This window comes from Aerococcus sp. L_32, from assembly GCF_050689315.1.
Genome location: NZ_JBOEQF010000043.1, coordinates 1 through 14,684 on the forward strand (window position 1 = coordinate 1; position 14,684 = coordinate 14,684).

Below are 14,684 nucleotides of genomic sequence, written 5' to 3' on the forward strand. Positions count from 1 at the left end.
CTTTGATCACCGCCCAATAACGCCAACAAATCGGCATGATAATCCAAATCAGCAATTGCGCGTTCTACTACATCCTCCTTTGGTGAATTTAGCACGGTATACTGACCAGGGTGAAAGGATATGCGGATGTCTAAATTCTTTATGAGCTTCTTTAGTGCATCGAATTCATCTTGAAAATATGCCTGCCAGTCTAAATTAACATCATCTTTAGCCTTAGTTGCAAAAGGAATTAAATCACTTGATAACCTTAACATTTGAATGTTGTGGTCTGCAGTGTAAATCAACATTTGCTTAAGTGTTTCTAAATTCCAGCTAATTAACTCAATCCATTTTTCATTAGTTAAATTAGCAAAACGACAGGTTTTAAACCCTCGATCTAAGTCTAGGTTCAAGCAGGCGTAACCAACCTTTATTGTTGAATTCATCATATGACCTTCTTTCACATAATATCCTGATAGTTTGGTGAGTTTGTTGAATTAATTGTGCTCTTTTTAATTTGCTAGTGTACTGGCGCTTAGGGAAACGATTGTAGCAGTCTTCTCGAATAACCGTTTCAATACTTTGACAAATAGTAGCTGATGCCACAAGTTGTAGACGAGCTTTCGGGTGAAATGCTTCGATACGGATATGAATTTTTTCATATCGTTCGCTTTTTAAAAATCATAAACTTATCAATTGATAAGTTTCGTTTAGTATAAAGCTAATAAAAGTAATTAACAATACCTGTTTAAGTGTTTTTGCCTTATAATGAAATGGAATATTTAAAAGGAATGGCTTCATTATCAGAAAAAAATCCGACAACCAGGCAAAGAATTACAGCAGTTGCACACGAAAACTTTATGTCAATTCCAATCATTTAGTAGACAATTTACCGAAGAAGTCGATCCTAACTCAATTGCTAGTGATTATTTTATAACGATTGCGCCTTATATTTTCCCAGATGCGGAGAAATATCATTTAGTGAATTTTAGTGAAGTTATTCATCTATTCCTACACGGTGTATTAAAGCAAATATCAATAAGGAGATGTGCGGCTATGTTTGAACAATTTGCTTTTTATTTTCCATTTAAGGATGTGGATAAACAAATCCACTTGTATTTACCAGATCGTTTGTCAGAAAGTAAACGACGCTATCCTGTTCTTTACATGTTTGATGGGCATAACTTATTCTTTGACGAGATGGCGACTTATGGAAGGTCTTGGGATTTATTGGATTTTCTGGGTACCTACAATAAAGAGATGATTGTTGTAGGGATTGAGTGCAGCCATGAAGACGGTGAGCGTCTCCGTGAATATTGTCCCTATTCAGTAGATACAGCGCATTTTGGTCAAATTGATGGTTATGGCGATCATTTTATGGATTGGCTAGTTAATGACCTAAAACCATTTATTGATGATAACTATCCAACCATTGCGGGGCGTGAGGGCACAGCAATTGCTGGTTCTTCTATGGGTGGCTTGATGGCTTATTATGCTGCAGTTGTTTATAACCAAACTTTTTCTAAAGCTGCCGCATTATCACCAGCTTTTGGTTTTTGTTTTGATGAATTAGTGGCTGAATTGGCACGCCAATCTATCGACCAAGATACCCGATTATACTTGTCCTTTGGTGACCAAGAAGTGAATCAAGATCGCTTAGAGCAAGCTGGTTATCTTGAGCAAGCCTTCTTAGATCATGGTGGTGAAACTTATATGCACTTAGAAGCAGGTGGTGACCACTCAGAAGCTACATGGGCAGCACAAAACCACCTATACATGGACTTCTTATGGCACTAATCCATCTTTTTAAGGTATATGTAAAAAAGCGGCTGAGTTCATCTCAGTCGCTTTCAATTTTTGAATTGGTTATTTTTATTCTTATTAGCGGCCAGTTACGTATGCATCTACAGCAATCAAGGCATCTGCAACGTCTTCAGGTGTGACGGTATATGGCATGTTGTGAATTGTTTCCCCTTCAATTGTGGCCTGTTTCCCCACGCGAATCAAGGCGTCACGGTCTTCAGGATCCAAGTGCAATTCTTTTAGGGTAGTAGGTAAGTTTAAAGCTTGATATAGGTCGATGTAAGCATCAATCTCTTCAGTTGGACGATTTTCCATAAAGAGTTGTGTTAGCGTACCATAAGCAACTTTTTCACCATGAGTCAGATGGTGAATGTCACCTTCTAAAGCTGTGAAACCATTATGGATAGCGTGGGCAGCTGCAAGACCACCAGATTCAAAACCAAGTCCACTAAGAAGTGTATTGGCTTCAATGACATTCTCAACTGCTGGTGTGACTACATGTTTTTCAACGGATTTAAAGGCTTTAATCCCGTCAGCGAACAAGACTTCTTTACTCTTGTCTCCAATTGCTTGAGCAGCTAAAGTTGTTTTCCCACCAGCCATGGTATCGTGGTTACCAGTAATAGTTGGTCGCATTTCAACTGCAGTTGCCAGTGCATCAGCGATTCCTGAAGCGAAGAAACGAGCTGGTGCTTGCGCAATAATTTGACTATCTAATAGGACTAGATCGGGATTCTTCTTGTAGAATCGGTATTTCTCAAAGGCGCCTTCCTCAGAGTAAATAACAGATAGCGCAGAAGTTGGTGCATCTGTAGAAGCAACAGTTGGTAATATAGCTACTGGTGACTTTAGGTCATCTGCAATGGCTTTCCCTGCATCAATAGCTTTCCCGCCACCTAGTGCTAAAACAAGATTTACATCATTATTTTGGCCAATTTTTGTCACGCGATCAATCTCTGCAGTAGAAGCTTCACCTTGGAAGGGCTCACGGATAATGGTCATGCCGGCTGCTGTCAATGAGTCAGTTAGGGTTTCCCCAACTATTTCCCAAACAACATCATCTGCTAGCAGTAAGGCCTTATCACCTAACTTTTGGATGTAGTCTACAGCTACTTGACTTGTTAAAATATTTTTACCTTGAACATAATGTGCTGGACTTGCAAATACCCTAACCATAATAAACCTCCTAGTTTACGTCACAAAATTCACAATTGAAACCACATGTATAAAAGTAGGAAAATTGTTATTCATATTTACATGTGAATTATATCACAATTAAAAATGAAAGGGTACTATTTTAGGTTAAGTTTTGAGAGAATAAAATGTAATGATGATATAAGATATTTTGCTTCCAATTGTGGTTCAGATTTGAGATAATGTAACGCTGTAAGCAAAAATTCTAAAGTAAGTAAAAAAGCGAATAGCTTTTTTATTTTGTATTCAATATATAAGAAAAAGAGAAAGGGATTTATTGTGGAAGAAAAGAAAAACTTTTGGCAAGAATTGCCACGACCATTTTTTATTTTAGCGCCAATGGAAGATGTAACAGATACTGTTTTTCGTCATGTAGTTCAAAAAGCAGCTAAACCAGATGTTTATTTTACTGAATTTACCAATTCAGAGTCATATGTACATCCAAAAGGTCGCGATTCATTAAATTCACGATTACTATTTACAGAAGATGAAAAACCTATCGTAGCGCATATCTGGGGAGACAATCCTGATCACTTTGCGGCTATGGCTAAAGGGATGAACGAAATGGGCTATGCTGGTTTAGATATTAACATGGGATGCCCAGCACCTAACGTTTTTAAACATGGTCGAGGATCAGGGTTAATCCTCCGTCCAGATGTAGCAGTTGAATTAATTCAAGCTGCCAAAGAGGGTGGCCTACCCGTTTCAGTGAAAACAAGACTTGGCCACCAAGACACGGAAGAATATAAAGAATGGCTTAGTCTGTTGTTAAAGCAAGATATTGCCAATTTATCGATTCATTTACGTACAAAGACGGAAATGTCTAAAGTAGACGCTCACTGGGAATTGATTCCAGAAATAAAAAAACTACGCGACGAGATCGCACCACAAACTTTATTAACCATTAATGGTGATATTCCAAACCGTCAAGTCGGTCAAGAATTAGTGGATAAATACGGTGTTGACGGCGTCATGATTGGTCGTGGGATTTTCCATAATCCATTCGCCTTTGAAGAAGAAGCACGTGACCACTCGCCAAAAGAATTGTTAGACCTATTCAGATACCACCTAGATTTGTTCGACGAGAATGCTGCCAAAGACGGTCGTCCATATAAACCATTACGTCGTTTCTTTAAAATCTACATCCGCTCATTCCGTGGTGCCAACGACTTACGTATTGGCCTAATGGAAACAGAATCAACCGACGAAGCACGCGCATTAATCGATGAATTTGAAGAAAAATACTTAGCAGAAGCATAGTCTAGTCTTTCGCTGTTCCTTTCTTAGCATCGAGTCTCGCACCCTATAGTCGGGTTCGTCCCTCCAGAAAGGACTGTTTTTCAGTAAATTTAAATGTATGTAGCGTTAAGATAACCATTTACTTTTAGAGAAAATTGATAACTATTTAACCTTCACAAGATCGTATTGCTATACGGTCTTTTTTTTTGGGTCAATTTCCTTTCTTTGGAACAGTGTGCTGGTTAAAGAAATTGTTCCAGAAGTTATGGAAGCGTTTGCAAAGGTGGATATCCACTGCTAAGATGACAGTATTGGAAGCAATATTCAACAAAAAGGAGTGAAGAAATTATGATGGCGAAATTACAACGGTTTGGGGGCGCAATGTTTGTGCCGGTGCTGTTATTCTCGTTTGCGGGGATTGTATTATCCTTCTCGATTCTTTTCCAAAATGAATTGATTATGGGTGGTCTCGCATCCGAGGGCAGTCTTTGGCGAAATATCTGGTCGGTTTTAGAATCTGGTGGTTGGACAGTATTTAATCAAATTGAATTGCTATTTGTAATTGGTTTACCTATTGGGTTAGCAACAAAAGCGGCTGGTCGTGCCAGCTTGGAGTCATTTATTGTTTACATGACTTTTCAAAGTTTCCTGGCTAAAATCCTTGAAATTTGGGGGACGAACTTTGGGGTAGATTATACCGCTGAACCCGGTGGTGTCAGTGGGTTAAAACTGATCGGTAGTGTAAAAACATTGGATACCAATATTATTGGTGCCATTGCCGTAGCGGCTATTGTTGTTTGGCTACACAACCGGTACTTTGATACTAAACTACCAGACTGGTTGGGTGTTTTCCAAGGGTCAACATTCGTTTATATTTTAGGATTCTTCATCATGTTACCATTAGCCTTCCTAACAGCTTGGGGTTGGCCAGTAATTCAAGGTGGTATTGCAACATTACAGGGTTGGTTGGCGAGTTCAGGTGCCTTCGGTGTATTCGTATATGTATTCTTAGAACGTATTTTAATTCCAACAGGACTGCATCACTTTGTATACCAACCATTTACCTATGGCCCTGCAGTGATTGAAGGTGGAATTGAACGTGCTTGGTTGGATCAATTAAATGTGATTGCTTCAAATCCAGCACCTTTACGTGAACAGTTCCCAGAAGGCGCTTTTGGGTTGCATAATATGTCAAAAATTTTCGCACCGATTGGTATTTCAGCAGCTTTTTATGCGACAGCAAAAAAAGAAAAACGACAAGAAGTATTATCCCTACTATTGCCAACAGCTTTCACAGCGATTATGGCTGGTATTACAGAACCATTTGAATTTACTTTTCTATTTATCGCGCCACAACTATTCTTTATCCATGCCTTACTTGCAGCCTCACTAGGAACAACCATGTACCTATTTGGACTGGCAGGAGACTTAGGATCAGGTTTAATCTCAGTTGTTTCTAAATTTATTATTCCAATGTGGTCTAATCATTTTGGTGCAATTATCACTTGGCTAGTGATTGGTTTAATCTTCTCTGGTATTTATTTTGTGATTTTCAGCTTGATGATTAATAAATTTGATTTGAAAACACCGGGACGTGAAGATGATGAAGCAGAAGTGAAAATGTACACTAAACAAGATTATAAAGATAAGAAGAAACAAGAAGCAGCTGGGTTTGATCCGAATGATACTAGCCAGGATCCTTCAGAATCAAAAGCAAGTAATAAAGCTATTTCAAGTCATGCTGAAGAGGCTGCAAATGATCCTAGTCGTGGACGTTTTGCGGTAACAGCTTCAAACTATGTTGACTTGTTAGGTGGTCCAGAAAATATTACTGACGTTAACAACTGTGCCTCTAGATTGAGGTTAACAGTTAAAGACCCAAATGCATTAGCTACTGATAAAGAGTTTAAAGCAAACGGAGCGCATGGGGTGGTCCGTAAGGGTCAAGCGATTCAAGTGATCATTGGACTAGATGTCCCACAAGTTCGTGATGAAGTGGACGTTGAAATTGCTAAACGGACAGGTAAAGCGAAAAATTAAGGAACAATTTCCGTAGATTGGAACAAGTACATAAATACTGAAATGCGAACAGAAGGTTGAGCGGTTAATGAAAATACTTAATTTTTTGTTAGCATAGAGGTATAGAAAAGTAGCGGTTAAACAATTGCATTAGGAGGAATTTATAATGACATTAAAGAAACAATCGATTCTTGTAGCAGGTGGGGGTTCAACTTTTACACCAGGTATCATCATGATGTTACTCGATAATTTAGATACTTTCCCAATCCGTCAAATCAAATTTTACGATAACGACGGGGACCGACAAAAACAAATTGCCGATGCCTGTGAAATTATCCTAAATGAACGCGCACCAGAAATTGAATTCGTAGCGACAACTGATCCAGCTACAGCTTTTACAGACATTGATTTCGTGATGGCCCACATTCGTGTCGGTAAATATGCCATGCGTGAACAAGATGAAAAAATTCCTTTAAAATATGGGGTAATTGGCCAAGAAACATGTGGACCAGGTGGTATTTCATACGGTATGCGCTCAATCGGTGGCGTACTTGAATTGATTGACTATATGGAAGAATACTCTCCAGATGCTTGGATGTTAAACTACTCTAACCCAGCAGCAATCGTAGCAGAAGCGACTAGAAAAATACGTCCGAATAGCCGTATTATCAACATTTGTGATATGCCTGTAGGGATTGAATACCGGATGGCGGATATTTTAGGACTTAAATCTCGTAAAGACTTCGTTGTTCGTTATTATGGATTAAACCACTTTGGTTGGTGGACAGATATCCGTGACCATGAAGGCAACGATTTAATGCCAAAATTAAAAGAGTGGGTTCATGAACATGGTTATGTAACGCCAGAAGAATTGGCTGATGCTTCTGAAGAGGAAGTGGAAGAAAGTTGGATGCATACCTATGAAAAAGCAAAGGAAGTGTCTTGGCTGGATGAAGATACGCTGCCAAATACCTATCTAAAATACTACCTATACCCTCAAGATGAAGTAGCAGTAGCTAATCCAGACTATACGCGGGCCAATGAAGTAATGGACCACCGTGAAAAACAAGTATTCTCAGAATGTAACCAAGTAGTGAACTATGGATCAGGTGCCAAAACAACATTGAAAGCAGATGACCACGCTTCTTATATTGTCGATTTAGCGAGAGCCTTGGCTTATAACACGCGTGAAAGAATGTTGTTGATTGTGCCAAACAATGGATCAATCGTGAATTTTGATCCAACAGCTATGGTAGAAATCCCATGTATCATTACATCAAATGGACCTGAACCATTGGTAACGGGCGAAATTCCGCGCTTCCAAAAAGGTTTAATGGAGCAACAAGTGGCCGTTGAAAAATTAGTTGTTGAAGCATGGAGCGAAGGTTCTTATCAAAAATTATGGCAAGCCATTACCTTATCAAGAACCGTGCCAAATGCACGCGTAGCCAAACAAATTCTGGATGATTTAATTGAGGCAAACGCATCATACTGGCCTGAGTTATCTTAATCTATTAAATATAAACGCTTTTGATATAATAGGAGTGGGCCGAGGTCCACTCTTATTATTTTGGAGGCATTTATGAGACCAATAGAAAATATCTATAACAACTTTTACAGTAAGTTAACTGAAAATGAAATTTATATTTTTGACTATATCATGAAGCATAGTCAGACAGTTAGGAAGATGTCTATCACTGAATTAGCAAGGATTTTGGCCGTTTCCAAATCGACGATTTCCCGTTTCACTCAAAAAATTGGCTTTTCAGGTTATGCGGAATTTAAATTCTACCTCAACAATGAAGCAGATAATCAACGGCATGATAGTGAAATTGATCCAATGGGGCAGTTAGCAGCCGATACCCAAGATACCTTTAAAATGTTCAGTAATATGCAGGTTGAACCCATTGTTGAAAGTGTTTTTGATGCGGATAATGTCTTCTTATACGGGACTGGATGGGCGCAAAAGAACGCTTTAAACGATTTTAGAAGAAGTATTTTATTGAACAATAAATTTTCTATCGATATTTCAGCACCTTTGGAGCTAAAAATTGCGAGTGCATCTATAAAACCAGGAGATGTGCTGATTGTAGCGTCTTTTAGCGGCAATGTGGCATTGATTGAACGAGAATTGAAAATCTTTAAGAGTAAAGGGGCCATCCTGATTGCGGTGAGTGAAATGCATACCAGTTTATTAGCTAGCTTAGCCGATTATACAATCTATTTTAAAACAACACGCTTTGATTATAAGGATGAAGCCTTTGCATCTATGTTACCTATCCACCAAGCCACCAACTTATTAGCTATCGCCTATTTTGAATATGTGCGAAAACAAGAACGATTACAGAAAGAAAATGAGGAGCGTGACCTATGACCAGAAAAAATTTAAGTAGAATGGTACATTTTGTGATTATATTACTGGTTATTGCCCCCATCTTATATGTTGCCCTATTAACTTTCCAAGGCAACGCGCAAGGACTGGGTTTACTAGAAAATTTGACCACAAATGTCTCTACAGTGATTTCACTAATGTCTGTATGTATCCTGCCTTTTGCGGGCTTTTTAATCAAATCTAAGTGGGATCAAATTGACCAAACACAAGATAGTCTAGGGCAATTTTATATCAGTTTACTACTTATCTTGATTGGTTTCTTATTGATTGGCAACACCGGAATGGCCATCTTGATTTTTATTTTAATTGCCTTTAGTGTTGTGATTTTAAAAGTGAAACTAGGAGATGCCTTTCAAGTCCTTTTCAAATCACCGAAGCATAATATTAGCCACTTTGCTGGTGAAATGGCCATGCTATTGATTGCAGCCTTTATTCGTTTTGCTATCTGGCGGATTAGTACGGGTAGCTAATATCTGAGCGTTAATGGAGGATTTGACTTCAAATATGTTTTTGTGAATTAAATTGTTTGAGTTATAATCGAATTAAATAGATATGTTACTGATATCAAAATGAATAAAAAGGAGCGTTAATTTAGTTGAAACTGTTAACATTAAATACTCATTCTTATGGTGAAAATGATCAAGATCAAAAATTAGCTTTTATTGCGCAATCGATTGCTGAGTGGGAAATCGATGTAGTGGGCTTACAGGAAGTAAATCAAAAAATTATTGGACATCGAGTAGACATTAATAATCTCGTGAACTTTGTCCCTATGGATGGGCAAGTGAATGTTAAAGAAGATAATTTTGCCATGCGTTTAGTAGCCTTATTAGCGGAATTAGGTAAAACCTACTATTGGGCGTGGGCTATGACTCATATTGCGCATGACACAATGCAAGAGGGTGTAGCGATCTTATCAAAATACCCAATTGATAGCGTCACTAGCTATAACGTATCAAAAAGTCATGATTGGTATGACTATAAAACACGTCGTATTCTTACGGCTAAGATCACTAAACCAAATGGCGAAAGCTTTATGGCGGTTTCTGGTCACTTCTCATGGTGGCACGGGAAAAATAATGAAGAATTTCATTATGAATGGCAAGAAACTGAAAAATACCTAACTAGAACTAAGTTGCCAATTTATTTTATGGGTGATTTTAATAACCCTGCCGGTACAGATGGTTATGACTACATGGTATCAACGGCTATACCTATTACAGACTCATATATGATTGCAGAAGAAACTATCGGTGGACCGACAGTATTGAAAGAAATCGGTGGCTGGACCGGGCTTAAAGAACAAATTCGTATTGACTATATCTTCGTACCTAAAGGTGTTGCAGTAAAAAAATCCGAAGTTGTGTTTGATGGAGAACGTCAGCAAACCGTATCAGACCACTCAGGTGTACTAGTAGAAACTATTGACTAGAAGCTGAATATAAAGATAAATATGAAAATGTTAGTATGATCTCTAGCTCGCTATCCTGGGTTATTTACACTATTTAAGGCTAAGAAATGTTAGATGTAGCACGAAGAAGTGAAGTACTTTTTAATTAAATAAAACATTTAGAAGGGCCGTGAGAGTGGGAGATTCTCACGGTTTTTTTGCTATAGTTTAAAAAAAAGATGCAAACGGTTGCACAAAAGCGTTTTACAGTGTATAATTTGTTTTGAGTTATGAAACCGTTATCAAAAGGGTGTAAATGAAGGAGCGAAAAAAATGAAGAGACTGTTTACGTTTGAATTTTGGCAACAATTTGGGAAGGCTTTGATGGTGGTTATTGCAGTTATGCCAGCTGCAGGTTTAATGATATCTATTGGTAAAACCATTCCCTTGTTTGCTGAAAATATTAGTTTTTTAGTCACTACGGGTGGCGTGTTAGAGTCAATTGGTTGGGCCATTATTGGTAACCTGCATTTATTATTTGCCATTGCAATTGGTGGTTCGTGGGCTAAGGACCGTGCTGGTGGGGCCTTTGCGGCAGCTGTTGCCTTTGTCTTAATTAACCGTATCACCGGTGCTTTATTTGGTGTAACAACTGACATGTTAGCTGATCCAGCAGCAGTAACCAGTACTGTATTTGGTCAAACCATTGCTATTGAAGGTTACTTTACAAGTGTTTTAGAAGCACCAGCTTTAAACATGGGGGTATTCGTAGGGATTATTTCCGGTTTTATTGGAGCGAGTGCCTACAATAAATACTACAACTATCGTAAATTACCAGAAGTGTTGTCCTTCTTTAATGGGAAGCGTTTTGTACCATTCGTTGTGATTGTATGGTCTTTAGCAACAGCTTTAGGATTAGCTGTAATTTGGCCAGTAATTCAATCAGGTATTAATGCATTTGGTCAATGGATTGCAACATCTCAAGATACTGCGCCAATCCTAGCACCGTTTATCTTCGGTACATTAGAACGGTTACTAATACCATTTGGTTTACATCACATGTTAACTATTCCAATTAACTACACCGAACTTGGTGGTACTTATGAAATTTTAACGGGTGCGCAAGCGGGTGCACAGGTTGTTGGTCAAGATCCATTATGGTTAGCTTGGGCAACTGACTTGGCAAACTTCAACAATGCTGGCGATACGCAAAATTATCAATATGTATTAGAAAATTGGGTACCTGCACGATTCAAAGTGGGGCAAATGATTGGTTCTTCAGGTATCTTGATGGGGTTAACCTATGCAATGTACCGCAATGTTGACCAAGATAAGAAAGATAAATATAAACCAATGTTCATTTCAGCTGCGGCTGCCGTTTTCCTAACTGGGGTAACTGAACCATTGGAATACATGTTTATGTTCATTGCTATGCCTTTATATGTGGTGTATGCGGTGATTCAAGGGGCGGCATTTGCTATGGCAGATGTGTTAAACCTACGCGTGCATTCATTCGGGACTATTGAATTCTTGACCCGTATCCCATTATCAGCGCAAGCCGGTATTATGGGTGACGTGATCAACTTCATCTTAGTGACACTGGTATTTGGTGTATTAACATACTTTATTGCAAACTTCATGATCAAGAAATTTAAATACGCAACACCTGGTCGTTTAGGTAACTACGAAGAGGGATTGGGGGCTGAACAAGCTGATAAAGCAACTGACGGCCAAACTTCAGCCATTGCCTCAAATGCGAGCGAGCAACAAATTGCCGATGTTATCTACCTATTAGGTGGTAAAGAAAATATCGACTATGTAGATGCATGTATGACGCGTTTACGTGTGACAGTTAAGGACACTGAAAAAGTAGCTAGCGATGAGTATTGGAAAGCAGCTGGTGCTATGGGCTTAATGGTTCGCGGTACTGGTGTACAAGCCATTTACGGACCAAAATCTGACATCTTAAAATCTGACATCAACGACTTGTTGGACGCTGGTACTGCTATTCCGGCACCTTCTGACAAGGTAACAGGCAAAGCGGGAGCTAGCGAACCAGTGGCCACGTCTCAGAAAGCGGCTGCATCTGGTCAAGTATCACCTGTTTTAGCACCGGTTGCTGGTCAATTGTTAGATATCTCTCGTGTAAATGACCCTGTATTCTCGGAAAAAATGATGGGTGACGGTTACGCTGTCGAGCCGGATGCAGACGCTAAAACTGCTAAAGTTTATGCACCAGTAGCTGGTAAAATCGTGTCGATTTTCCCAAGTCATCATGCAATCGGGATTCAAACGAGCGATGGCCTTGAGGTATTGATTCACATGGGGATTGATACCAACAATTTTGACCCGGAAATCTTTGGTTTAACGGTAGCTGTGGACCAAGAAGTGACTGCTGGTCAAGTGATTGGCGAAATTAACTTACAAGCGATCGAAGAGGCTAATAAGGAAAAAACAGTGATCGTGGTTGTGACGAATAGTGAATCTATTGACCGGATTGAATTAGCTAGCGTTGACCAACACATCGATGGCGGTCAAGAAGCAGGTAAAATTCACTTTTAATATAGTCATAATGAAAAATGTCGGCTTGATGTTTACCGTTGAAGATAGCAAATCTTAGGGTCAGCTAAGTCGATTAGGAGGATAGTTAATGGTTATGGGCCATTAGCTATTTTTCTATCTTCATATGTAAGCGATTACTTTTTAAGTATAACAATAAAAAATAGAAATGAGGAAAACCATTGGATTCAGCAGCTTTATACCACCGACCGGAGAGTGAATTTGCCTATTTATATGATGAAGATACCGTCCATATTCGTCTGAGGACCAAGAAAGATGACGTAGCCCAGGTGGACTTGCTGGCGGGGGATACCTACCTACATTATTCGGAGGCTTGGTACCGGACCAGTCAGGAAATGACGAAAGTCGCCTCTAGTGACCTCCATGACTATTGGCAGTGTGAGTGGCAATTAGCGCCCAACCGTCTAGCTTATGCCTTTCGTGTCCAGGACATTGACGGGAATGAGGTCTTTTATTGTGACCGCGGAGTTTACCCTGGAGATGATGCCCATATTTTAGGCCAAGTCAATGCTTATTTCCGCCTGCCATATTTTCATGAAAGTGACCGGGTTAAGACGCCAGCTTGGGTGAAAGACACTGTCTGGTATCAGATTTTCCCTGAACGTTTTGCGAACGGAGACCCCACAAATGACCCAGAAAATACTTTACCTTGGGGTTCCAGAGCCCATCCCCGTCATGATGATTTCTATGGCGGAGACTTGCAAGGGATTATCGACCATCTGGATTATTTGACTGATTTGGGGATCACTGGCATCTATCTCACCCCTATTTTTAAGGGGGACACCAACCATAAATACGATACCAGCGACTATATGACCATCGACCCAGCTTTCGGTGATGCTGAATTATTTGGCAAAATGGTTAGCCAAGCCCATGATCGGGGCATTCGGGTAATGCTAGACGCTGTCTTTAACCATATCGGCTATGCATCCAATCAATGGCAAGATATCTTAGAAAATCAAGACCAGTCTATCTACAAAAATTGGTTCCATATCCAAAACTTTCCCGTTCAAGCCTTTGGGGCGATTGACTATAGTGGCGGCGAGCGATTTGACCGCCAGCAATTGACCTATCAGACCTTTGCCTTTGAACCCCACATGCCCAAATTAAATACGGCAAACCCTGAGGTAAAAGCCTATTTGTTAGATGTTGCCCGTCACTATATTCAAGCATTTGATATCGACGGCTGGCGGTTGGATGTTGCCAATGAAGTAGACCATCAATTCTGGAAAGACTTCCACCGGGCTTGCGTCAATTTGAAAGAAGATTTCTATATCGTCGGTGAAATCTGGCATTCAGCTCAGCGTTTCCTTGAAGGGGACGAATTCCATGCCATCATGAATTATCCGATGACAGACCAAATCAAGGACTTCTTTTTTGGACCGACAGAAAAAGACCAAATAGAGGACGGGTCAACAAATCAAGACATGACCAACCGGCAGTTTATGGACCGGATGACCAGTCAACAAATGCTTTACCGAACGCAAACCAACCAAGCCCAGTTTAACCTACTAGATTCACACGATACCGACAGGATCCTGACCCGGGCCAAATACGACAAGGATAAAGTCCAGTCAGCTCTTACTTTCACTTTCCTTCAAACCGGTACGCCTTGCATCTATTACGGCACGGAAATCGGTCTAGACGGTGGCGACGACCCAGACAACCGCAAATGCATGGTCTGGGAAAAGGACAAGCAAGACCAAGCTATGTGGCAATTTACCAAGGATCTGATTCAAATGCGACGGAACTATAGTGATCTCATCAACTTGGGGACCCTAGACTGGTCACAAGACTTGCCTAGTGAGCGAATTTTAGCCTTTACAAAGACTTACCGAGGACAAACCTTGCGCGCCTATTTTAACCAGGGTAATCAAGACCTGCAGATTGGTCTAGATAAAAATACAAAAATTGTCCTAACCAACATTGCAGAAATTGAATGCGATTACATATATGTGAGTCCAGGAACTTACTTAGTTAGTGTAGACTAAGCCTATTAGCGAAAATAGGGTTCTTGCAATATATTAAAAGTAAAAAAATATTATAAATGAATTACGAAAACGGTTGCAAAGATCAAAATCGTGTGCC

General features: G+C 39.7%; 10 protein-coding genes and 1 pseudogene. 9 read left to right on the top strand and 2 right to left on the bottom strand.

The genetic code is table 11. The annotated features are described in order from the left end of the window. Positions 1–428, bottom strand: a pseudogene (locus ACRCJ0_RS04665) (UV DNA damage repair endonuclease UvsE); the annotation flags it as partial. Positions 429–1,035: 607 nt separating this feature from the next. Here ACRCJ0_RS04665 and ACRCJ0_RS04670 point away from each other — a divergent pair. Then, positions 1,036–1,776: an alpha/beta hydrolase gene (locus ACRCJ0_RS04670; protein WP_417894055.1), complete on the top strand. Its 741-nt coding sequence runs from the start codon at positions 1,036–1,038 to the stop codon at positions 1,774–1,776. A gap of 84 nt (positions 1,777–1,860) precedes the next feature. Here the strand turns inward: ACRCJ0_RS04670 and ACRCJ0_RS04675 are convergent, their stop codons facing one another. Then, positions 1,861–2,958 (bottom strand): glycerol dehydrogenase, encoded by a 1,098-nt coding sequence (locus tag ACRCJ0_RS04675; RefSeq protein ID WP_431389652.1) that lies wholly within the window; start codon positions 2,956–2,958, stop codon positions 1,861–1,863. A 357-nt stretch (positions 2,959–3,315) separates the two neighbouring features. Here ACRCJ0_RS04675 and ACRCJ0_RS04680 point away from each other — a divergent pair, with 357 nt between their 5' ends. From ACRCJ0_RS04680 to ACRCJ0_RS04715, 8 genes are all read left to right on the top strand, one after another. Then, entirely contained in the window at positions 3,316–4,236 is a 921-nt protein-coding gene (locus tag ACRCJ0_RS04680) for a tRNA dihydrouridine synthase (protein ID WP_431389656.1), read from the top strand. Positions 4,237–4,563: 327 nt separating this feature from the next. Further along, entirely contained in the window at positions 4,564–6,255 is a 1,692-nt protein-coding gene (locus ACRCJ0_RS04685) for an alpha-glucoside-specific PTS transporter subunit IIBC (protein WP_417894053.1), read from the top strand. 145 nt (positions 6,256–6,400) lie between these two features. Continuing rightward, on the top strand, positions 6,401–7,744 hold the full coding sequence (locus ACRCJ0_RS04690; protein ID WP_431389653.1) for a 6-phospho-alpha-glucosidase: 1,344 nt from the start codon (positions 6,401–6,403) through the stop codon (positions 7,742–7,744). A gap of 72 nt (positions 7,745–7,816) precedes the next feature. Beyond that, positions 7,817–8,608, top strand: coding sequence for a MurR/RpiR family transcriptional regulator (locus ACRCJ0_RS04695; RefSeq protein ID WP_417894051.1), 792 nt, complete (start codon positions 7,817–7,819; stop codon positions 8,606–8,608). Next, a complete protein-coding gene (locus tag ACRCJ0_RS04700) occupies positions 8,605–9,096 on the top strand; it encodes a hypothetical protein (RefSeq protein WP_431387714.1) in 492 nt (163 codons plus the stop codon). Before ACRCJ0_RS04695 ends, ACRCJ0_RS04700 begins: the two co-directional genes overlap by 4 nt. A gap of 125 nt (positions 9,097–9,221) precedes the next feature. Next, the gene (locus ACRCJ0_RS04705; protein ID WP_417894049.1) at positions 9,222–10,058 is read left to right on the top strand and encodes an endonuclease/exonuclease/phosphatase family protein; all 837 of its coding nucleotides are present in this window, start codon (positions 9,222–9,224) and stop codon (positions 10,056–10,058) included. 291 nt (positions 10,059–10,349) lie between these two features. Continuing rightward, complete coding sequence (locus tag ACRCJ0_RS04710) at positions 10,350–12,578, top strand: PTS transporter subunit IIBC (protein ID WP_431389654.1); 2,229 nt, start codon at positions 10,350–10,352, stop codon at positions 12,576–12,578. A gap of 179 nt (positions 12,579–12,757) precedes the next feature. Beyond that, positions 12,758–14,587 (top strand): glycoside hydrolase family 13 protein, encoded by a 1,830-nt coding sequence (locus ACRCJ0_RS04715; protein WP_431389655.1) that lies wholly within the window; start codon positions 12,758–12,760, stop codon positions 14,585–14,587. Positions 14,588–14,684 lie beyond the last annotated feature (97 nt).